At 33.0% G+C, this 23,212-nt stretch carries 21 protein-coding genes; 4 read left to right on the top strand and 17 right to left on the bottom strand.

The features are described 5' to 3' along the window. Nucleotides 1–13: 13 nt before the first annotated feature. Nucleotides 14–583: a Crp/Fnr family transcriptional regulator gene (locus ACXR6G_RS06895; protein WP_458360678.1), complete on the bottom strand. Its 570-nt coding sequence runs from the start codon at nucleotides 581–583 to the stop codon at nucleotides 14–16. Nucleotides 584–1,438: 855 nt separating this feature from the next. Between ACXR6G_RS06895 and ACXR6G_RS06900 the strand changes: the two genes are divergently transcribed. After that, nucleotides 1,439–1,588 (top strand): zinc ribbon-containing protein, encoded by a 150-nt coding sequence (locus ACXR6G_RS06900; protein WP_458360851.1) that lies wholly within the window; start codon nucleotides 1,439–1,441, stop codon nucleotides 1,586–1,588. Between the two features lie 107 nt (nucleotides 1,589–1,695). Continuing rightward, nucleotides 1,696–1,896 (top strand): hypothetical protein, encoded by a 201-nt coding sequence (locus ACXR6G_RS06905; protein ID WP_458360679.1) that lies wholly within the window; start codon nucleotides 1,696–1,698, stop codon nucleotides 1,894–1,896. 99 nt (nucleotides 1,897–1,995) lie between these two features. Here the strand turns inward: ACXR6G_RS06905 and ACXR6G_RS06910 are convergent, their stop codons facing one another. Together ACXR6G_RS06910 and ACXR6G_RS06915 are read right to left on the bottom strand one after the other, a co-directional pair. Continuing rightward, entirely contained in the window at nucleotides 1,996–2,202 is a 207-nt protein-coding gene (locus tag ACXR6G_RS06910) for a hypothetical protein (RefSeq protein WP_458360680.1), read from the bottom strand. 24 nt (nucleotides 2,203–2,226) lie between these two features. Then, nucleotides 2,227–6,126, bottom strand: coding sequence for an NACHT domain-containing protein (locus tag ACXR6G_RS06915; protein WP_458360681.1), 3,900 nt, complete (start codon nucleotides 6,124–6,126; stop codon nucleotides 2,227–2,229). Nucleotides 6,127–6,957: 831 nt separating this feature from the next. Between ACXR6G_RS06915 and ACXR6G_RS06920 the strand changes: the two genes are divergently transcribed. Continuing rightward, on the top strand, nucleotides 6,958–8,169 hold the full coding sequence (locus tag ACXR6G_RS06920) for a site-specific integrase (RefSeq protein ID WP_458360682.1): 1,212 nt from the start codon (nucleotides 6,958–6,960) through the stop codon (nucleotides 8,167–8,169). A gap of 508 nt (nucleotides 8,170–8,677) precedes the next feature. Here the strand turns inward: ACXR6G_RS06920 and ACXR6G_RS06925 are convergent. The 11 genes from ACXR6G_RS06925 to ACXR6G_RS06975 form a co-directional block, all read right to left on the bottom strand. Further along, nucleotides 8,678–9,451 carry a metallophosphoesterase gene (locus tag ACXR6G_RS06925; RefSeq protein WP_458360683.1) on the bottom strand — a complete coding sequence of 258 codons (774 nt, stop codon included), beginning with the start codon at nucleotides 9,449–9,451 and terminating at the stop codon, nucleotides 8,678–8,680. 44 nt (nucleotides 9,452–9,495) lie between these two features. After that, nucleotides 9,496–9,750 carry a hypothetical protein gene (locus tag ACXR6G_RS06930; RefSeq protein ID WP_458360684.1) on the bottom strand — a complete coding sequence of 85 codons (255 nt, stop codon included), beginning with the start codon at nucleotides 9,748–9,750 and terminating at the stop codon, nucleotides 9,496–9,498. 48 nt (nucleotides 9,751–9,798) lie between these two features. After that, nucleotides 9,799–10,368 (bottom strand): hypothetical protein, encoded by a 570-nt coding sequence (locus tag ACXR6G_RS06935; protein ID WP_458360685.1) that lies wholly within the window; start codon nucleotides 10,366–10,368, stop codon nucleotides 9,799–9,801. A 267-nt stretch (nucleotides 10,369–10,635) separates the two neighbouring features. Further along, nucleotides 10,636–11,388 (bottom strand): uracil-DNA glycosylase family protein, encoded by a 753-nt coding sequence (locus ACXR6G_RS06940; RefSeq protein ID WP_458360686.1) that lies wholly within the window; start codon nucleotides 11,386–11,388, stop codon nucleotides 10,636–10,638. Between the two features lie 77 nt (nucleotides 11,389–11,465). Continuing rightward, nucleotides 11,466–11,945 (bottom strand): hypothetical protein, encoded by a 480-nt coding sequence (locus ACXR6G_RS06945; RefSeq protein ID WP_458360687.1) that lies wholly within the window; start codon nucleotides 11,943–11,945, stop codon nucleotides 11,466–11,468. A gap of 341 nt (nucleotides 11,946–12,286) precedes the next feature. Beyond that, entirely contained in the window at nucleotides 12,287–12,700 is a 414-nt protein-coding gene (locus ACXR6G_RS06950; RefSeq protein ID WP_458360688.1) for a hypothetical protein, read from the bottom strand. Nucleotides 12,701–12,886: 186 nt separating this feature from the next. Then, nucleotides 12,887–14,149, bottom strand: a complete 1,263-nt coding sequence (locus ACXR6G_RS06955) for a PD-(D/E)XK nuclease family protein (protein ID WP_458360689.1) — start codon at nucleotides 14,147–14,149, stop codon at nucleotides 12,887–12,889. 32 nt (nucleotides 14,150–14,181) lie between these two features. After that, a complete protein-coding gene (locus ACXR6G_RS06960; RefSeq protein ID WP_458360690.1) occupies nucleotides 14,182–14,571 on the bottom strand; it encodes a hypothetical protein in 390 nt (129 codons plus the stop codon). Beyond that, nucleotides 14,572–14,919: a hypothetical protein gene (locus ACXR6G_RS06965; protein ID WP_458360691.1), complete on the bottom strand. Its 348-nt coding sequence runs from the start codon at nucleotides 14,917–14,919 to the stop codon at nucleotides 14,572–14,574. It lies immediately after the preceding gene. Between the two features lie 145 nt (nucleotides 14,920–15,064). Continuing rightward, nucleotides 15,065–15,643, bottom strand: coding sequence for a DUF4255 domain-containing protein (locus ACXR6G_RS06970; RefSeq protein WP_458360692.1), 579 nt, complete (start codon nucleotides 15,641–15,643; stop codon nucleotides 15,065–15,067). An 83-nt stretch (nucleotides 15,644–15,726) separates the two neighbouring features. Then, nucleotides 15,727–16,794 (bottom strand): right-handed parallel beta-helix repeat-containing protein, encoded by a 1,068-nt coding sequence (locus ACXR6G_RS06975; RefSeq protein WP_458360693.1) that lies wholly within the window; start codon nucleotides 16,792–16,794, stop codon nucleotides 15,727–15,729. 829 nt (nucleotides 16,795–17,623) lie between these two features. Between ACXR6G_RS06975 and ACXR6G_RS06980 the strand changes: the two genes are divergently transcribed. Beyond that, nucleotides 17,624–18,064 (top strand): hypothetical protein, encoded by a 441-nt coding sequence (locus ACXR6G_RS06980; protein WP_458360694.1) that lies wholly within the window; start codon nucleotides 17,624–17,626, stop codon nucleotides 18,062–18,064. 105 nt (nucleotides 18,065–18,169) lie between these two features. Here the strand turns inward: ACXR6G_RS06980 and ACXR6G_RS06985 are convergent, their stop codons facing one another. Genes ACXR6G_RS06985 through ACXR6G_RS06995 form a run of 3 tightly spaced genes read right to left on the bottom strand, consistent with a single transcriptional unit; the run spans nucleotide 18,170 to nucleotide 21,911 of the window. Further along, nucleotides 18,170–20,074 (bottom strand): pyruvate carboxylase subunit B, encoded by a 1,905-nt coding sequence (locus ACXR6G_RS06985; RefSeq protein WP_458360695.1) that lies wholly within the window; start codon nucleotides 20,072–20,074, stop codon nucleotides 18,170–18,172. A 52-nt stretch (nucleotides 20,075–20,126) separates the two neighbouring features. Then, nucleotides 20,127–20,315: a hypothetical protein gene (locus ACXR6G_RS06990; RefSeq protein ID WP_458360696.1), complete on the bottom strand. Its 189-nt coding sequence runs from the start codon at nucleotides 20,313–20,315 to the stop codon at nucleotides 20,127–20,129. Between the two features lie 39 nt (nucleotides 20,316–20,354). Beyond that, the gene (locus ACXR6G_RS06995) at nucleotides 20,355–21,911 is read right to left on the bottom strand and encodes an acyl-CoA carboxylase subunit beta (RefSeq protein WP_458360697.1); all 1,557 of its coding nucleotides are present in this window, start codon (nucleotides 21,909–21,911) and stop codon (nucleotides 20,355–20,357) included. Nucleotides 21,912–23,212: the final 1,301 nt, after the last annotated feature.

Below are 23,212 nucleotides of genomic sequence, written 5' to 3' on the forward strand. Positions count from 1 at the left end.
AGAAAGCACCTTGCTATTTCTTTTTACGCAATTCGCTGACATATTCAGGTGTAAGTCCAAGGTAAGAGGCAACCATATATTGAGGTACTCGCTGTACGAACTCAGGAAAGGAAGTACTAAAGTGATGGTAAAATTCTTCTTTAGACATCTCATACAAATACTTTGTGCGCAACTGAGAAGCTGCTAAGTTTTTCTGCATGATTATTCTAAAATATCGTTCTAATTGTGGTAATTCCTTTAGTAAGTTGTCAAACACTTGAATGTCTATTGATATTACTTTTGAGGGTTCTATTGTTTGAATATAATACTCAGAAGGCTTGTTGTCCATAAAACTAAAAAAGTCAGTAAGCCACCAACCATCAAGGGCAAATTGAGTAATTTGTTCTGTTGATTTTGAGTTAATATAAAACATTCTCAAGCAACCTTTTTCTACAAAATATAATGACCTACATACTTGCCCATTTGAGAGTAAATTCTCCTTTTTTCGAAACGAATGTGATTTAGTGTAACTAATGAGTATTCTTTCTTCATTTTCGTCTAAGTCAACAAACTTTTTAATGTGTTCAATTAAGGTTGAATGCATGATAATAATATTTTAAATGTTAGGAACGTGGAAATCCACAAGCTATCACTCTTTCAACAACCACCTAGAGCGCTGTACATCAACACTCTCCTTTACGACAATATACTTCTTCTTTCAATTTTGCATACCACAAAACTTTAAATCTATGTTTTTCAAATTGAACCTGCGAGAATAATAACCAAATATACTCGTCACAAAATAGTAAATTAATCGTCATTTCATTTTCACATTGTCTAAAGAGAGTATTTGTAATACGATACCACTCTTCAGTTAGATTTTTTGGATATACGTGCTCATAGACATTTCTCATTAAGATATTATAAAAGCCCTCTTTACTATTCTTACAACTTTTAGAGAGGATATTTTGATATAGTGGTGGTAAGCTTTCAACGAGCTGATGATTGGCGTTGAGCATCTCCTTAGTGATATCGTTGGCGTATACCTTGAAGATGTTTGGTACTAGAAAGAAACTCTCTCTCCCCCTATATTCCAAATATGACTTATATAGCTACATATAAGAGATATAGATATATTAACAGTTTACATAAAGACAGTATGTCAGGACAAATATGTAAAACATGACAATAATAGAAATGATGACACTATTTAATATCAGCATTAATTATACATTAAGCCCCAAATAGGTATCGCTTAACAATTATACGAAATTATGACATATTGTTTTTGATTTGTGGCAGAGTATTTGGAAAGAGACAGCAGACCGAAGAAATTGTGTCGGTCTGCTGTTTAGCCATTTAAGACTTTTGTTTTTAGCGACACAAAAATATCATTTTTGGCTGAAAGTAAAAAAGAAATCACAATTGCTTGAAGTAAGCTACTTTATTTAGTGAAACCATAAATTTAAATGATATGTCAAAAACAGGTGAAAAGCCAGGGACAGGTACTTATACTTGTACAAAGTGTGGGCAAAAAGTTGTGTTGGATAATAATAGCGACAAACTACCTCCTTGTCCAAAATGTGACGGTACTAATTACAGACCGTAATTTTACAAAAGCCCATTGCAACATGAAGTATTTAATTACTTCATGTTGATTTTTAAGGTAATTTGACTGGACCTTAAACTTGGTCAAGAATGGTTAATTTTATAAAAATGCCAAGATATTACGTAAATAGAAATGAACAGCCCAATGGAGATCATGAAGTGCATAAAGAGGGGTGCAATTGGATGCCTTCAAATAAAATTGATTTAGGTATATTTTCAAATTGTTCATCTGCTGTATCAGCAGCAAAGAATTATTATAGTAAGGCCGATGGCTGTGCACATTGTTGTGTAGCTTGTCATACAAGATAGATTAACCTTAATAATTAAAAGCCATTTTCTAGTGGCTTTTAATTTGATTACAAAACCTTGACCATTATATAGCAGCCAAAGGAAATAACGTCATATCTCCTAATTAATATTAATATCTCCGTCTATTTTTTCAATATATTGTGACTTTTCTCCATATTGATTGACATTCCTCATTCTAATATTGCCCTTTGTTTTATTTTGCTTCTTTTTTTTCGAAAAATATAAGATCAAACTAATGACCAAGGAAATGATTAACACACCAATACCGCTAAAAATCCATTCTTTGTTTTCTAAAATATAATTCATATTTAGATATTATTTTATAGTTATTTAATCATCTAATTGCTGTAAAACGTCGATAGCTGTACCTCTATACTCTTTTATTTTCAGCATCTCATCGAATGCATCCATTGCTTTCTCCAATATTGGATCCTTTTTAGAAAAATCACGAATGGCATTATAGGCCTGTATTACTACTTGCAAAGGTTCATTTTGTATGGCTCTTTCCTGAATGTTTAGTGGAGGAAGATAATTATTGTTTAAAGACCATTGGATACATTGTTCCGGATAAGATTTCGTCAGACTTAATAAATAATTGTAGAAATTTCTTTTACGATACTGGCTTATTGGAGATTTTAGATACTCATTAATAAAATTAATATTTGGATCTGTGTTTGCCTTTTTTAATTGTACAAAACCAAATTCATATGTTTTACCTAATTCTTTATCCGTCTCATTGATATATTGCTTAATTAATCGCCATGATTTTTCTTTAAAACTCCCTTCTTTAATGGCATTAAAACAAATTTTCATGACTGTTTTTTTAGCCTCTATACTCTTATTCAAAATCTCAGTCAACAACTCCTCACTTCCTAGATAGTTACGGAACCATGCAATTAAAAGGGCATGACTGATTGGAACATACGATTCTTTAATTGTAATTGCTTTTTTGAAAAAAGGAATTAATTTTTGGAAATCAACACTTATAAGATAAATCAAAGGGTGTAGGTCATGCAAGGTTATTTTTAAAAGTAAGGGGTGATAGTCGTGCATTAATTTTAAAAACAGATCCAGATTGCGGTCCGCATCCAGATTATTTAATAGGGCTTGCTTGTATATGATTGCTGCCCGAGTATGTACTGCTGCTGTATCCGCAACTTGTTCCAAAGTTGAAAAAATATCTTCTTCGAATTGTTTTAACTTGTATGCCTCAACTAAAGTATATGCAGCACCACCACGAACACGGTTTATTCCATCATTAACGGGGTCATCATTCAGCATTTTTCCATCTTCATAATTCAATGCCAAATCTTTTAAAAAATTGATTATTCCAGGATAAAGCTTTCCTTCTGCAATAAGATATTGTGTTGTCCAGATTAAAGATTGCAAACACATGCTGTCTAAATCATTTCGTCTTGACTTTATAAAATTGATTAATAGTTTTCCGATATACAAAGGATCGTATTTTGCATTTTTCAATCCATTTAATCCATAGACAAAATAGTCTGGGATGATCGATCTATCATTTAGGATATCTTCAATTAAGGGAATAAATTTTTCAGGATCTTTCGAAACATGACTTTCAAAAGACCTACAATGTTCTAGTTTACTACCTTTATTCCAATCTTTATTAAAATCATCGATGTAAGTTTTGAACGAATTTTTCCAATCCTTTAGAGACATTCTCTGATAACTATGATCAGCGAGAGGAGAACCTACTATACAAGCCTGAACACCTTTAGGAACTTCATTTTCAAGCACCCCATATTTACGGAACTGCTCCTGATAAGTTCTTTTTAATGAATTGGATTTCTGTCTATACCCTTCAGGAATAGATGATATTAAGCGATAGGAATTTGAGCCAATTCTTGTATAACCATATTTAGAAACACCTTTTGTTTGCCATCTTGTGGTTTTCTCTCTTTTAGGAATTGCGTTAAGAATTAGTTTGTTTAGAGATTCTTGTTCTTCAAAAGAAAAGAGAGGATATGAAACTTTTAATAATTCAAGGATATAATACTCGTGAAGTTGATCACCATCTAAATAATTGATAAAGAACCCCTGTGAGAAAAACCATTGCTTAATCGTGACCATAAAATTTAGTGGATACTTTATTATAGCAGATAAGGCAAGATTTATTAGAATAACATAAGGACTATTCACTAGAGGAGAAACCAATTCTTGAACACAATCATAAGAATTTCCACCTAAATATTCTATAACATAATCATATATTTTCTCATGCGTTTTATAATGTTCTTCCTTGAAAGGTGTATACCTGAAATATGCATTGCTCTTGTGCAATTTAGAATTATCATCTAAGAATGTATATTTCGAATGAAATGCTATTTGTGTAATTGCATCTATAAAGAAAGAAATGGCTAAATCCGGGTGTTTTTTATAGAGATCTTCATAGAGTTTTTCACTATCATAACCTCCAGGAACATATTCATCATTTTGTATTTTATTGTTTTTAAGATGAGATTCAAGCTTTTTCTGTAATTCACTCATTACTAATTCCGGATAATCATTCATCGCTAAATCCAGAAAATGATAGTATTCAAATTCGTTCCAATTCTGCTTAGTGCTATTGAAAAGTTCGACACCATGGGAGATATCATTTGATTCAAGTGAAGTAAGTGTTCGACCAATCACTAGGTTTTTATTTTCGAAACTATCTGGAATTGATTTCAGGAAATCAACAATTGGAATAGGATTTATTTTTATTAGTCGATGACAAAGAGAATATATTGTATTTATGAATTCTTCATTATTTTCGGTATAATAATGAGATAACCCAATATGACCATTGATATAAGAAAACCAATTAATACTAAAACATGATTCCAGAAAAATTCTAAAAAGTGTTTGATCATGAACTAAACTTTCTTTTAAAAACACTTTTTCTTCTGCCAATGGCTCAGCGTAAAATCCCAAATCGTTTATCAGCAATAATTTGATATGAAAACGTGTACTCCCATTAAAAAGAATGATCTTCAATTCATTGATGTAAATTTCCGGATTGAATTCTCTTAAATAAGCAAATACCTGTTTTATTTTGGATCTAATGAATAATCCTTGGTGTTGTTTATTTATTTCCTCAGATATACTTAAGTTTTGCTCTATGAAGGTTCTTGCATAAGCATAATCGAAAAATGATTGATGAGCAAATTGGATTTTGTTATTATCATTATTAATAATCAATTCCTGGTGAGATAGATAATCCAATTCTTTTTTGAACTTCCTGAGATATTGTTTGCGGTAACTAAAAATTCTTTGTTCTTGGTACATTTCACTAGCCAAACTTGTAATTAATTCCTGACACTTTTCAGAATTAATTTTTTCTTGCTCGGGCTTTACCAAGATGTAATCTTCCCAAAGAGAATCATACAACGCTTGTAAGTTTAACGAACCTTTAAAATCGTTTGGATTCCCAATTTGACAAAACAGTTTCAAATGTAGAGGAACTTGAAGGAATTTTTTCAAGTTATTAGATATATTACCAACCTCAATTTGTAGACTATTCAAAACATTGATCACTTCACTTTCTGATAATCCTGACATTCGAAAGATTTTGTTTTTTCGATACTCCTGTAATAAGGGATCGTATTCCAAATCATAAATTCTTGTTGAAATAACGATTCGAATATTTGGAATCAAACTAAGTCTGGAAATCAAACTATCGTATGTATTTATTGGATCACGGTTGGAAGATAATGATTGAGATAAGGCATCAATCTGATCGACCAAAAGAACCGTTCTTCGATTATTATTACATAGTGTTTTGAATACATCATTTATATTACCATCCAGTTGTAACTCTCCAGCTAATTCACTTATCTTATTTACCTTTAAACGATCTGCTTTTATTCCCAAGACAGGAATATCAGCTACTGATAACTTATCAAATAAATCTCGTAGCACTACAGATTTACCGTATCCTGCATTTCCTGCTAAAATGGCTATAGGAGTTTCATTTTCTTCCAAATCTTTATTTATCCAGTCAAAGAGATCGTCTGTTTCCTTTCGAGTAATATGTACTTTATTTCCAAATTCATTGTTGTAAGAACTTAAAGCAACTGAGGCATACAGTAAGTTCGAATTCAAATCCTGTATAGATTTTTGAGGATGATTGTGTATATGCAGATTATTTATATTCTCGGCGTAAACAGACTTATCACCAGTTTGGGTAATGTTTCGTTGAGGAAGATTTTGCTTATCCTTTGCCATAAATATTAGTTCTTTGAATGGATGTTTTCAGTATTATTCAAAGTTAACAAAATAACAAAAACAAGCTGAATGAATATCTAGGCAATTGATTACAATATATTCAAATTTAATATTCTTTGAATATGATCAAATGAATCTTTTTTCATACAGTGCTCTACTATGAGATTAGTTGAGTGATGGCATTCCTTAGTAAGGTTAACTGGCTAGGCTTGCTCATAGACAATCTTATGCAGAATGTTACAAAAGCCTTCTCTCCTATTTCTTCGGCTCTTAGAGAGGATGTTTTGATATAATGGTGGTAAGCTCGTGATTAGCGATGTCATTGGCATAGACCATGAAGGTATTTAGAACAGGTGAGAATCTTCTGAAATATTTTTCCTGTGAATAGGCCTCAACTAACTTCTTAGGTGAGGCAGACATGATATATCGGGGATGTTGTATCGCTGTTTGAATCGTTTCTAATAAGACCGTTTTTTCAAAACATTGGTGAACTCTCAAGTGAACACAAATAATCACATCATTATAAACAACTATAAATCAACTCATTTAACACATACAAGAAACTCCCTCTCTCTCCGCCATGCAGAAATGCAACAGAAAGAAAAGCCTTGTAAACCTAACGTTTACAAGGCTTTCTTCATTTAGTACCAACGCAATTAAACACCTAAACCTACAATAAAATGGTGTTGCGTAAGGTGTAGATTAGAAAGCTTGAAAACGCTACACCTCACTCAGGTTCTAATACACTACGATACACCCTTTTGCTCCATCAAAAAACCACTCGTTTGCTAGTTTTGAAAATCGTTTTAAAACACTTAAAAACTAGTAAAAATGAGACAAACTACTTCTATTTTATTCTTTGCAAGAAAAACTACCAAACTCAAAAACGGAGAATCTCCGATCTTTGTAAGAATTACCGTCGATGGTCAACGATTAGATATATCTCTTAAAAGAAGTATCGATTCTAAATTCTGGGATTCCAATAAAGGAAAATGTAAAGGCAATTCTCTTAAAGCAAAGGAGAACAATCGATACATTCATTTTATGGATGATAAACTCTTGAAAATCATTAATGATCTTGAAATTCAAGAAGATCTTAGTTGTAAAAATGTAAAAGCCTGCTTAAATCAGGAGAATGATGATCATAGCATTATTAGCATATTTCAGAAGCATAATGAGAGATGTGAAAACCGTATTGGTATAGATATGGCAGAAGGCACAGTAGAGCGGTACAGAACCTGTTTAAAACACACTCAAGACTTCATTAAAATACAATACAACTCAAAAGATTTACCTCTTAATAAAGTCAACCATCAGTTTATTGCTGATTTTGAACATTACTTTCGAACAGAACGAAAATGCTCAACCAATACCTCTTTTAAATATCTTAAGAATTTTAAGAAGATAACGAACTGGGCTCTTGCAAATGAATGGATGAGATCAGATCCTTTTGCAAAGATCAAGTTTAAGATGGAGAAGGTTGATAAAGAGTATTTAAATGATGAAGAGTTGAAGAAATTGATGGAGAAAAGCTTCGAAATCAAACGTCTTGAAATTATTAAAGATCTCTATCTGTTTTGTTGCTTTACAGGATTAGCTTTTTCAGATGTAAAATCTATTAGCCAAGAACACATTGTAAAAGGCATAGAGGGTAATCAATGGATAAAAAGTAAAAGGCAAAAAACTAAAGTCGAATTTGAAATACCCCTTTATGATGTTCCAAAAGCAATTCTTACCAAATACAAAAATTATCCAATTTGTAAGATTCAGCAAAAGTTATTGCCTGTACCCAGTAATCAAAAGATGAATGCTTATTTAAAGGAGATAGCAGACCTATGTGGTATCAACAAAAACTTAAGTACTCACTCAGCCAGACATACATTTGCAACAACTGTTACCTTAGGCAATAATCTCAACATTAAGGCTATTTCTAAGATGATGGGACATACCAACACAAGAATGACGGAAAACTACGCTAGAGCTGGCGAGAAGCTTATCTCAAATGAGATGAGTAAGATTGAAGGGATGTATCAATATGTATAAAATAAACCATCAATTCTCCGAGCGACATTAATGTTGCTCGGGTGAGTTGTATCCCATGAAGTGTTTAAATGATTTTGATTGTAGTCCCAACAGAATCCAATTAAAAACTCGTAGACTACTTCCACATCGGCATTATGACGCTTAAAATGAATAAATACACCCTTATTTGTCCCCCCCCTCGTAAATATGCATTTATTTAAAGACACCTTCTGCTGAATCATCTCAGTCACAATTCCATATTCCGTTATTTTGAATAACTGATATGAAATGCTATCCAACTAAAAATTAACCTTGCTTTGTCAAAATCTGATGTAGCTGGTTGTATCAATACTCCAGTTAGAGAACCAGTGTCCGAACTATAAATTTCAGGCATACCAGATACATACCTAATAGAGAATTACTCATGTTTGATGATTTTAGTTTATCTACTGTATAGATAACCAATGGGATTGCAGCCAGTCTACAATTAGAAAAAAATATTTTTTTTCTGGTAATTAGCTCTAATTATTTATCCACGGGGTGAGTATTCTTGGTATAAATCGGCACATAAGTCAGATTGCCAATACTGTTTTGTATCTACATCCATTATGCTTAGTCTTTTGCCTAAACCTGCTCCTGTATCAAGGTTATAAACTTCACATGCTTGAATAGGAGTTTCACTATTGTAACGAGTTGTTGGTGTATGTCCAATAAAGATCTCATGATAGATAAACTGTAATGGCTCACTATCATCCTCTAATGCTAATTCAAACATTTCACGATCGTAGAGCATAGCTTCCAGTTGTTCTGGTTTATTTTGCTGATATACAGTCTTATCAATAACAATTCCCCCATGAACAAAAAGCCTCTTTTTGTCATCAATAAAATAGTGTTGTAAATTACTGTAGTAATTGTTTAGATGGTTATTAATAACCTCTGTATTGGGATTAGACAACAAAACAGAGGACATATTATTGGAGCTTTCAATGGAGATAGAATCTTTGTTATATTCGTTAAAACTTGCAAGGCCTCCTTGAGCTAAGTGAAAATAATCGATTGTCCCTTTTGTAAGCATTGTTTCAACACTTAACTCATGATTTCCTTTTAATAATATTTTATTTGGCAAATTTATGAGAAGATCGATGCACTTAGTTATTTCAGGATAACCATCAACTACATCGCCTAATGTTATTAGAGTGTCTATTTGTGGATTAAAACAAGCTCTTTCAAGAACCTGCAGCAGTGCTTTGTATGCACCGTGAATATCTCCAATAACTAATGATCTTCTATCTTTTACCTTCATAGGTTGTGAATTATATCTTTTGTTGAACTTAATTCCTCTGGGGTTTAGTTCAATTTATTAGGCTTCGTTTCTTTCTTTTTTATTTCAACGTTCTTTAAATCCACGGTCAAGATGTATGATTTATCATTCCCGTAATCTTCACAGTAATACTCTTTCAAACTATCTGAAATTATTTTCTGCTCTTCTGTTTCTATTGAGCCATTGCAGCTTTCGTAAACGAAATCCTGAAAACTTAAAAGTTCATTGCTTTCATTAAATTCTAATTTTATAAAACCTTTTTCAAGTCCTGCTCCACACATACCTACTACATATCGTCTTGAATCATGTTCGTATTCCAGAATGAGTTGTTAGTTCTTTTTTGCCACAATTTGAAAATTCCAAGGCCAATTACCTAGATTGTGTAAATCAAATGCCTTTGTAGAATCAAGAAATAACAATTCATGAGTTTTCTTGATTGTAAAATCTTCTTCTATCAAGGAAACATCAAATGTCTTTTTATTGTCAGTCCAAAAAAACGCACTGTCGTTAAGAACAAATTTCTCGTTGTAACCTAAAAGGTTTTTATAATACTTCATGTCCTCCCAATGATTTTCTTTCATTTCTCGAAAGTTGAGTAACTCATTTGTTTTTGAAGTATCTTGAAAGTTGTATAAGGTTAATTCGTTATACTCGTAAAGTCCTGTTAAAGGAATTTTTGTTTTTATTTTGTCATAATAGTACCATCCCTTAAGAGAATACACACCAGTATGGCAATTAGAGTATCTATTAAATTTTAAATAAATAGTTATTGGATACTTATCAATTCGTCCGTGTAATACTCTGTCTTCAATTTCTATTTTATCAACTCTCGGAAATCGACTCTGTGCACATAAAAACGTGCTTAAAGAAATTAGTATGAATGTTAGAATGTATTTCATTTTTGCAATTAAATAGAACGTAAAAGTGTTTTATCCTTTATTAAAAAAAAAGTGAGGAATACCCTCACTCTTTTTTAATAGTTTCTCTAATATTATATTTGGAACTATTTCGGTAATCATTTTTTATCTTGCTTCATGTAGTCTGTTCTTAGTTTAGAAGCATCATTCGTTTTTAGTTTCCACCATACTATCTTAGATTAATCTATCATATATACAGATTAAAAATTCTATAATTTCAACAACTAATAGAAGTCAACTTTATCATATTCAGTGCAATAAACCACCTTCAGTTCTATCAAAAATGTTTTCAAACGCACTACCACAACTGCAACCTTTTTGCTTGCATGTCATGCATAAAATATTTTCTTCCTTACATTTATTACAAATGCAATTGGTAGACTGAATAGAATCCATTGCTCCAAAAGTAGATTGACATGTATCGCATTCCCCTCTTTGCTTAGCAATAAACCCAGATAAAAGCCTTCTATAATCGTTATGCTTATTTTTTATACTATTATTTACTGGAAACGGCATAGCCCATAATTCCATTTCATGTCCATCAACTTTTATGGAACCTATAACACCAAATTTCTTTTTCCCATCTTTGGTTTTAATGGCTCTCCAATTCTTTAGATTAGGATATTCTCTTGCAAATGCATCAACTACCTTTTGACCCAACAATGCAACCTTCTTTGTTTTGTGCTTTGCAAGTTTGCCAGCAAGTTGTTTTGCATAACCTATTTCTACTTTAACTTTACTTGAATCCGTCTCATCTATATGTGGAAGTAAATCCGCAAAACCAACATTCAAATTACTGTGTTTGTGCTCAAGAAAAACCTCTTTTGCTAAATCTTTTAAATTGACATGCTTTGTATCTTGGGTTAAACCTGACCTTTCGAGTACATTCCAAAAACCTCTGTCTCTTGAGAAAACTGCACCATTCTCTAGAGCTTCTTTAGTAGGGTTAAGTGCAATAAGGGCTATGTCAATATTTCCATCAAAGATATTTAGATTTTTCATGCGTATTAAGTTCAGTTATTGTAAATAAGTATTATCCAACGAGCAAAGTAAGATGTTAAATATACACAAATTAATTACTATAATCTCGAATTTCTAACACACTCAACATACCCAATCAATCTCTGATTAATGAGCTGAAAAACATATTCTTTCTCATACACTTCGGCTTCATCAAGCTCTTCTTCCTGATAACTATAAGGCTCAATCTCATCCTCTTTATTTTTCACTATACTTTTGATTTTAGCATTCCAACTATAGTTAGTTGAGTATTTCATAAACAAACTACCATTGTCTTGAAATTCCAGACCTATAACAAATGGTGCATTCATAATACGTCCTTCATAAATTCTATCGAGATGAATTTTTAACACTGTCTGAAAAGATTTTTCACCAATGTATTCATGAGCTCTTAGTTCAGACCTTATTCCATTAAATTCTTCGAGGTACTTATTATACTCTTTACTATCAGTATACAGTTTATCGTTCAAATACTTTAAACGTAATGTTCCATGTTTGGCAAAGAATTTACCAATGTTTGTTTTCCAGTCATCGTTCATATTTCAATGTTTTATTATTGTTTGATTTTTTTTGAATACTAATGCAGATTAATGGTTCTATTAAAATCAATGAAAGCCAGTTTGATAAACTGAAAATCTATTGTCAAAAGAAAGGAGTAATTAGGTTTGGATTCATCCGAGCGTATATTGAATTCATAAAAAAATTCTGAACATAACTATTGACAGATTTGGATCAAAAATCCTAAAAGGTCAACACCCCAACAACTAATTTATTCATTTTCATAATGATCAATTAAATTTGAAAATTAAGTTTACTTTTTATTAGGGACTTATCTAACTAATACTCTCAGCATTGTCACCATTTACATTGGAACCATATTTTATTTTGCAAAAGAAATGAATCCAGCAATCATGAAGAATAAAGCTGCACATAATGAAATAATTCCTATTATTTGATTTATTAATCCTCCCATAGAAACAATTGACATAGCTAAAACATTTGCTAATAATCCGGAAATAAGAAGTATTACCAGAGTTAAACCAATTAAAGTATGTCTTGTTTTGGATTCATCCTCGAATTCTTCTTTTGATAAAGGCTTTAAATGAAATACCTTCCAATGAAATTTTCTTATTCCATAAAGGGAGAATATTAGGAAAAGAATAGCTCCTATGGTTCCAATGAATTCTAATCCACTTGGTAAATCTATAGGAAATGATGTAGAGTATTTAATATAGTTTACAATAGATATTCTTATTACAAACAATGCTAGAAATAGTTTTAATAGAATAGCCATAAGAATTCATTTTTAGTTAGATAGGGCGAGAATTGATTACAATATTATCAAAAGAGATATTTATAAAAATGTAGAGGATATTTATATTACAGTTAATACATCGTTTGCTTTTAGGCTTTACCATACCAACTTGCAAATAACGGATCGGCTATTTGGCGGCTGCGGCAAGCTGACATATAGGTATTGTTAGGTATTCGGGTTTGCAACCACCTTATTAATTAATATTTTAATAGATGAGTATGCATTGTCTAAAGAACAATACTTCCATCCATACCACCAGCTATCACTTTTCTTAAAAGACTCATCCAACTCTATAGAAACTGCATTTTTCACCTCACTCACATAATGCCTACCTATACCATAGTATAAGTTAGGTTTAGATGCATCATTACACTCAATCAGTATTGAGAAATAGGAATCTTTAGATGGGAATTTTACACCTAAATTTATACAATAACCATTAAGTGTGAAGTTGTCTTTCACAATTTCTAAATTAGGAAAGTCATTTATTAATTGCTTTTTCCAATTTTCAAAAACCTTAGCAATTTGTTTTTTTTTATACTCTATCTTGAGATTGTTTATCTGCGTTAAGGCATTATTTAACTCATTTTCCTTTTCTGAAAGTATATCAATAGCTTTCTCAGTTTCTAAACTATTTAATTCCAATTCTTGTTTAATAAAATCTTGTAACTTCATATTAAATTCTTTATTAATCTCCCTTAGACTATAGATACCTTCTAAATAATCTATATACTGTACTATCGCTGAATAAAAATATTTCTCATCGCTTTTTACTAATGGTAGCACTTGGTTTTTTAACCAGCTTAAAATATTGTCTCTATAAGAAATTGAACAATACCTATCCTCGAACTCCTTTTTGTAAGAGTATCCACTTTGGTTTACCCAACATTCGTCTGAACACTCTCTTGTAAATCTAGGAGTATAGACAACATATATGTCTTCTTTATTTATATTGTAAGTGACATTTACGCTTTCAATATATCTTGCAATTTGTCCTCCTTCAGCAATATTTTGGTCAGCTGCTTTGTCGGTAACTTTATTCTCAATAATTAAAACAAAATCATCATCAAAAATTGGGATATCTATTCGACCGCAAGAATCAACTTTTCTTATTTCTGGATTCTTAATGTTTAAATCAAAATCACAAAGATTTTCGATGAATGTTTGAAGAAATATGTAATCATCGCTTTTTTTGTACCTGAGAATTTGTGCTAAAATTCGACTATGTGCATTTTCATTAGCATGTAACTCGTCTATTAGATTTAAATGATATGGAAGTAAAGCATATTCTTTCTCAAATAAAATATTAAATTTATTCAAAAAAGATATGGTAATAGTGAAATTTAAATTAATCTCATTTGAAATTGAATTTATCAAATTCAGCGATTTATTTAATGATTCAATTTGCATATTTTTGTTTTCTATCATATTACTTATATCGAGTCTTTCTTGCCTGATACCTAACGGTTAGTATAAGAACGCGTGTTAGCGTCTGGTTTTTCTTCAGTCCTAAAGTATTCGCTCTCTGTCTGTCCAAATAATGGATTGAATTTCAAAGCATAATTTGGCTCTACTAACTTAAGGTCAAATCTCAGGATGTGTGTTTTTTCAAAAGAATCTTTAATTCTAATTTTCAAGTTTGTGGTCTGATTGTCTTTATTTAAACGTGGCATCAAATTACCATATGCTTCTCTCTGTTCAAAGTAAACCATTCCATTTAGTGACTTACCCACTGGTAAGAAAACGTCAGTATTATTTTGAAAATTTTGATTACGTTGTTTTAAGAATGGGTAAACCTGAATCTTATCACTATTATCAAATTCAATCCTAAAATCTTCTTTAGAAATCATTTATTTTAACCAAAATCTTTTAATGAATGGTCTTATTGAGAAATCACTTTTTATATACCCAAGCCTAATTTTACCTATTGAGGATGCAGCTCTACCAACATTTGTCACGCGCAAATATATCGCAAAAGCTGTTTTGTTAACAGGATAACCTTCATGACTTCTTTTCAAGTCAAAGATTGAACCAAAAGAACTGTGAGAGATTACCTCAATTCTAAGTTTTGGTTTATTTTTTAACAATTTAAACAACCCAGTACCCCAGGCTAATAAAATAGAAGTCGAAAAAAGCAAGATTGAAACAAATCCAGCATTTTCATTAGTCCAATCTATTATCGCTTTAATTTCTATCATGTGTTTTATTTAACTTGACGCTAACGGTTAGTGTATGGTGTTGTAGCATCACGTAGGGTGCTATGCACTATACACATGGTTATGCATAGTTTTATTTTGTTAATCTTCTTCAAAAAAGTCGTTGTCCAATTCTTTTACTTCATATTTACTCATCCTTAGTCAGGTCAAGCTGGGTTTCAGTAATTGTTCTGCTCATGGAATCGACCTCATTGGCATCAATGGTCAAAATTCTTATTTTACCCACCATCGAGGGATAGTAACTCCCTCCCAATACGGTCCACAAATTGGTCAGTTCCTGTAAATTAACATTCACCGGCTCAATATTTATTCGCCATTCCCTTCTATTTTCAGTTTCTGATGTAAAAGAGAACACATTTCTGGCCTGGAAAAATTCAAGTGTACTGGAAAGAACTTTTAGAGATTGTAAGTACTGTTTCTCACTAAATACAGCTGCAACTACAAAAATTAGGTTCAGATGCCAGGGAGGCCGGTTTTTATTCACCAAATCTAAAGACATTCGGCTGTGCTCTGAACGAATTCCCATGGCTGTCTCCCGTTCCACATTTACAAGTGACAAAACCATTTTATTATGAACCTCAAGCATATCGACACTTTGAGCTTGATTCATTGTAGAAACAACAACCATATCCTCAGGCGTATTGTACTTTCCTTTCAAATGCTCATTCAACTTTTCAGAAACCAATTTGAACACACTATAAATCATATTATTTTTTTCTGTGGTTAGCTCATCATATTCTCGCACACTACAGTTAGTTTCACATCAAGCCCGGATGACTGTCATTTCTGCTATTGAAATATACAGCCAGTCATATACAATTCGCCATTTACGTCTAAGTTAACAGCGTCCAGAATGTTGCTGGAAAATAAACAGCCAATAGTAGAAATCTTAGACGATTCAGATGCTGGGGAAGCGAGCCAAAATCCATATCCATCATTTGAGGTAAATGAACAACTATTAAAAATTAATCCATTTACGCCTGTACCTGTACCCATTGATTCATGGGAAAGAAAACAACCATGACTCTGATTGTCTGCAATTAGTAAATCTTGAAATTTCAGTTCTTTTGAATGTCTGGCAAATATTCCAACATCACCATTATTCCTTATGGAACCTGTAGAAAACATGACATATTTAAGATCATTATCCAGACTTAAACCAGCTGCTTGATTGTCGTAACAAAAAAAGTTGGACACCTGAATATCCTCACTGGCATACAGTGCAATTCCATCAAAATAGTTATGATGGAAGGAGGATTTATCGATAAAGATTATACTGGAGTTCCCACTTACCACAAGACCTCCACTACGGGCATGGTGAATATCAAGCTCCGATAAGTAAAGGTCATTCACTGCTCTAACATCAATTCCATTGTTTCGGATCCATGGCCTGTTAGGGTCTGTCACAGAATTCTGAGCTGCCATATTTCCATCAATCTCAAGGCTTTCAATCTTAATGTTTTCAATTGTGTTAGATGGGGTTTCAGTATCGCTTCCGATTAAAATCACAGGTTGGTTCACTCCCGCTTCCAAGGTGAGTATGGTTCCCTGCTCACCAGAAATGGTGATATTGGAATTCTTAATATGAATCCCTTTGCTTAGCGCATATTCTCCGGCTCTAATGTAGACCGTTCCTCCGCCATTAGTTGATATTAAATCAATGGCTTCTTGTATATCCTCGATTTCATCTGGCACAATTAGGACTGCAGCAGGACCGGTGTTACCATTGAGACCATTGAGACCATCCATGCCATCTTTACCATCGTCACCACTGCAACCGATCAAAAAAATCCCAACTAAAAAAATAAAAAGTTTAATAATCTTTTTTTGATACGACATTTTTCTTGTTTCAATCATTTTCTTCTGTTTTTTAGGTGAGATTACAATTCTCCGTTAAGTATTATGCTCCCTTTTAAGGACCATACTAGACAATAAATACCATTAAAAAATGGATTTCAGATGAGATTCGTTTTAGTGGGAAAACAACTATTTATTTTTCGATCAACACTCGTTAATTGATCTTTTCTATTTCGTCTGAAGTCCAATTACCAAATGAGGAGTGAAAAATATACTGCGGTTGGCAAAGCTTCGCCTGCTTACCCACATTTAAAGGAAGCTGAGATTAATAAACAATGGAGTTTATGTACAAAGAATTATGAGAAGAGGATAACTGATTACCATCAGCTTACACACAAACACCAATTAGAAATCATAAGTTACAACATTAGTAACTCACAACCAATATCATAACTCTTCTATTTTTATTAATAAAAAAAAATACTATGCTAAAAACAATTCTTCCTTTTTATTAAATGGTATAAATAATAGATGAATAATCTTTTTCTTTCTTTAAAAAGTCTGAAGTTTATAGACTTACTTACTGAATGATTTTTGACCAAAATTTTGAAGGACTTTAATAAAAATATTTGAGTAAAATCAAGACACATAAATTACTCAAGATGATTCGATGTAACAGATTTGGAAACAATCAAAAATCACTAAGAGACCATTAGGACATTTATGATGCTGCAAAAGAAAAATGTACTCATTAATATTATAAACGTTTTTCAGTTTATAATAAATGAAGATCAATCTGATAACGCCTTAATTTTAAGGAATAAAACAAACGAAAAGGAAAGCCACAGAAAGATTAAAGGGGTACTCTCAGGAGAAAATCACTAAGGTTATGGAAGTCCTTCGAATGAACGATTACAATATTTATAAGACCAGTAAAGCCACTAAGGTTACGCGCGTTACCCTTTCTAAATGGAGAGACGACTACCGTTCTAATCTGCCACTTCTAGAAAGATTCAAACTAAAGGAAGATGAAATCGCAGAGAAAGGTATCAAATTCAGAGAGATTGGACTAATGAGAGAAGGGGAATTGATCGAAAAGACACTTCATATTAAAAACCTTGCCCTGAACAGGCTTAAAGAGCTTATCAATGAAGAGAAAAATATGGATCGTTTAAGCAATGCCTTAAAAACCCTTCATGTACTCACAACTGTTCAAGCTCCTGGTCTGTATGAAGTCACTTTCTTTACACATACAGAAAACTCCCTCTCCGTCCTGTTTTTATTGAAAACGATGCTTGAAATATATTTATTTTATATGTTTGGGGCTTAACTCAATCAGATTTGGAGTCTACATTTGGGAACTTAAAATAAAGCAAAAAAATACCCCCTGGGGATAAATCCAGGGGGTAGTCAAAACTCAATTATTAAATAGTCATTAGGCTTTTGGCTCAATTACTAAAAGCAAATCGCCTTTAGCAACAGAATCGCCAGTTTCACATTTAATCTCTTTTACAGTACCTGCTGTTTTAGCATCAAGACTATTCATCATCTTCATTGCTTCAAGTACGACTAGTGCATCTCCAACTTCTACTTCATCACCAACTTTTACTTTGTACTCAATAACCATACCTGGAATTGGTGCAACAAGGCTTCCTGTGGCAAATTCGTCTTTTGAAGCGTCCTTTTTCTTACGACCTTTAAATTGAGGTGCAGAAGAAGCGTTAGGATCATTGATTTCTACAGTAAAGGTTTCGCCATCAACAGTAACTTCAAGCTCACGACCGCTACCTTTTCCTTTAGAAGTAAGTTCTCCAGAAAGGGCTTTTCTTACAAGCTCTTCTTCTTTTTCAACCTCTGCCATAGTTTTAGCTTTGACATCTGCTGGTACTTCTTCCAAACCGTATTTCCATTTCAAGAAGCGTTTTCCTGTAATAGGATAAAGTGCGCATAAAACTTCGTCATCAATATCTTTGGCAAGATCTCCGAATTCAGTTTTAACAGCGTCCATCTCTGGCTCAAGAATAGATCCTGGACGAACTGTAATAGGCTCTTCTCCTCGAGGATAACCCTTAAGAGCTTTCTTTTGAACCTCAGGATTAATTGGATGAGTCGTTTTACCATACAACCCGTAACAAAGGTCTTTTACTTCTTTAGTAATTTGTGCATATTCTCCTTCATAAGAATCGAATAATACATTGTTTACTGTTTGTACACCAACAATTTGAGACGTTGGAGTTACCAATGGAATATTACCTAGATCTTTACGAACTTTAGGAAGTAAACGATATACTTCTGGTAATTTATCCAATGCATCCATAGCTTTCAACTGATTTACTAAGTTAGAAAGCATTCCACCTGGTGTTTGGTGTAATAATACATTAATATCAGTAGTAGCATACTTAGGGCTATTGTCTAAGTGCTTATATTTAGGAATGTATTTCTCCATTTCACCAGCAATCGCATTAATCTTCTTAATGTCCATTCCCGAGTCACGGTTTGTGCCTAATAATGACATAATCATTGGCTCAACAGCAGGATGAGAAGTACGGTAAGCATAAGGCCCGATACATGTATCAACAATATCAACACCTGCCTCTATAGCTTTAAAAATAGCTAAGTCACCCATACCAGAAGTAAAGTGAGTATGTAGGTTAATTGGTGTATCAGTAAACTTCTTGATTTCACGTACTAAATTATAAATATCATAAGGAGCTACCAATCCAGCCATATCCTTGATACAAACTGAATCTACACCAAATGCGATAAGGTCTTTTACCTTATTAAGGTAATAGTCCATATTATAGACTTCTCCACCTAAACGAGGCTCGTTAAGCGTATAACATACAACACCTTGCAAGTGTTTACCGTTATCCTTAATAACCTTAGCTGCAGTTTCGAAATTTCTGAAATCATTCAATGCATCGAAACAACGGAAGATATCCATACCATTATCGATTGATCTCTGAACAAAAGCTTGAACGACATCATCAGCATAGTTACGGTATCCTACCACATTCTGCCCACGAAGAAGCATAGAGAATGGTGTTTTAGGCATATGCTTTTTTAAGACTCTCAAACGCTCCCATGGATCTTCACCCAAGAAACGGTGCATGGTATCAAAAGTAGCACCACCCCATGTCTCAACAGAATGATAGCCTGCGTCGTCAATCATTTCTGCAACAGGTAGCATATCTTCTGTACGACCTCGTGTAGCGAAAAGCGACTGGTGACCATCACGTAAACTTACGTCATTAATTTTAATTGGATTTGCAGCTTTCGGACGATCAGTGTCGTAATTTACTTGGGTCATTTGTAAAACCCCGTGCTTATCGTATATCATTATATTATATTTTTTTGAATTAATACTTTTCCCAGTTTACAGGAAAAATGAATTATGCACTTCGTAGACTTCGACCACGTAGCTGTATCATCTTACGTTTGGTCATCATCATTTTAATGCCAGTACGTGCCCAAGAACCATTAGTAGAACTTTCAACTTTTAATGCTTCAGCTTTCTCTAAGGCTATATGGTGAGCAACTGCTATTATAGCTGCTTTTTTAATCTTTTCTTCTCGTGTCATAATTATTGGTATTAATAATTAATTTGTTAAAAGTCTTTTTTACAATGGAATATTTCCGTGCTTCTTAGCTGGTAAAACCTCTGCTTTTGTATGCATAGCTCTCAATGCATCAATCAATCTTGCACGAGTTTCGCTAGGAAGAATGACATCGTCGATATGTCCACGCTGAGCTGCCAAATAAGGTACGCTAAATGCATCTTCGTATTCCTTAATTTTCTCATTAGTTTTAGCTTGTCTATCATCAGCTGCAGCAATTTCTTTTTTGTAAGAAGAAATAACTTCTACAGCTCCCTTAGCACCCATTACTGCAATTTCGGCAGTTGGCCATGCAAATACCATATCAGCTCCTAATGGCTTAGAACACATTGCCAAATAAGCTCCACCATAATCTTTACGTGTTACCACAGTAAATTTAGGAACCGTTGCTTCAGCATAACTCCATAGTAATTTCGCACCATGACGAATAATTCCACCAAGTTCTTGTTGAACGCCTGGAAGGTATCCTGGAACATCAACAAATGTGATCAATGGAATATTAAAAGCATCACAAGTACGAACAAAACGACTGATTTTATCAGAAGCATCAATATCTAAACAACCCGCCTGAATCATTGGTTGATTTGCGATAATACCCACCGATTGATTGTCTAAACGACCAAAACCGACAATAGCATTCTCTGCATAGAGTTCGTGTACTTCATAAAACTCCCCTTGATCAAGAACTGATTCAAGGACACCTTTCATATCGTAAGGTGTTTTAGGATCATCTGGAATTATTGTATCCAGTTCCTCGCAAACACGCTCAGGATCGTCTCCCATTTGTATTTGAGGCGTTCCTTCTAAATTATTATTAGGTAAATAACTTAAAATATCGCGAATAGACTCAATTGTTTCTTCGTCTGAATCACAGGCAAAATGTGCATTACCACTTTTGGTATTGTGAGCCATAGCTCCACCAAGTTCTTCAAAAGTAGTTTCTTCACCTGTTACAGTTTTAATTACATAAGGAGAAGTAATAAACATGTGACTTTGCTTTTTAACCATATATACAAAGTCAGTCATTGCTGGAGAATATACGGCACCACCGGCACAAGGCCCCATTATAGCAGAAATCTGTGGGATTACTCCGGATGCTCTTGAATTACGCATAAATATGTCTCCATATCCTTTTAGTGCATCAACACCCTCTTCTACACGCGCTCCACCAGAATCATTAAGTCCTACAATAGGAGATCCAGCACTTACTGCCAAATCCATTATCTTACAGATTTTAGCAGCATGCATTTCACCTAAAGAACCTCCTCGAGAAGTAAAGTCCTGAGAGTAAGCAAATATTGATCGTCCATTGACTAAACCATGACCCGTAATTACGCCATCAGCAGGAATTTCTGTTGTTTCAAAACCAAAGTTTACGCAACGATGTTCCACAAACATATCCAATTCTCTAAAACTTCCTTCGTCAAAAAGCAAGTTTATTCTTTCTCGTGCTGAAAGCTTCCCCTTGTCATGTTGCTTAGCAATACGAGCTTCTCCGCCCATCTTTTTAACTTCTTCTCTTTTTTTCTTTAAGAGATCTAACTTTTCAGATACCTTCATCTTTATATTTTTTTTCAAGTAATTTGCTACGAAAATCTCAAGGAATTTCTAATTTACTTCAATTGCTATTCAATTTAAAACCTGATTGATTAAATTCTAATCTAGTTTAAAGAATTTTTTCATTATTGATGGACGAATATAATACTTTCATTATAGATAAGAAACTGTTTAAAAACAGCACCTTATCTACGTAAACGTTTGTATATCAATTTACCCCAATAGCTACATTCACACATCACCCTATCTTACAGCCTATTAAGCTGCAATAGATGACATTTATCATATAAGATCAAAATTTTACAAGAAATACTATACAACATATAGCAAATGGGTGAAAACACCCATAGTAAAGATTTTCCGATATCATATTCTATCATGGAAAGAATATATACAAATAATTCTCCTTCTAATATTTCATTCGAACAGCAACTAAGAACCAACAAACTACCGATTAAATCAGTATAGTTACTCATTAATATTAAATTGCTAATGATTGATATTTTATACATATAAGAATCACTCCAGTGTGTCTATTAGCTTATAAGGATGAAGCGAATAATTTAGCAGCTTGATTAAAAAATCACGAATTATGGCTAGCAAAAAAAAGATTTAGAGCACAAGGTAAAGTTTAGTTGGATTCCTTAGTAAGGTAACATACATATAGAGATTTTTTTCTTTATTAAATGCCAAATACATTCATCTTTTCGCAGGTGAAGGAAAGATGACATCATCAGTAAAATCAATTTTACGTTTTATGCTTCAATTGAAGTTCGATGATAGTACCAAAAGCTAGTCGTTCTAATTTAATGTGATTTTAACACCCTACCTATAGGTGAACTCTCAGGCGAACACAAATAAGCACACATCTATAAGCAATAATAAATCAAGACTTATCACATATTAAAAAGGCTCCCCCTCTCGCTCAGCAATCTAAAATGTAAGCTTTTAGATATTAAGGGGATTCGTTTTATATATCAACTATTTATCTAACACGATAGGTTTTCATTAGAATTTCGACATTTCAGTCACGAATCACACCATTTCTTTTTCTACTTCTTCTTTGATTCGATAAACTTCAGTAAATAACACATGTTGTAGATCAAAAAACATGACAGGGGCGCAGCAGCAAGTACAAAGAACAAATGCCTGTTGGCTGTGTAACCTGTTTAGAAAAAAGTAAAAAGGATGAGGTTTGAATACAATGGAACAGCCAATAGGATTTTGGAAGCCCATGCCTAACTTTTTGCTGCAGCCAAAGGAGAGGATGCCTTTGTACCAAACAAGAAAAAGCTGTAATCTCT

It is taken from the genome of Ancylomarina sp. YFZ004, assembly GCF_054254355.1.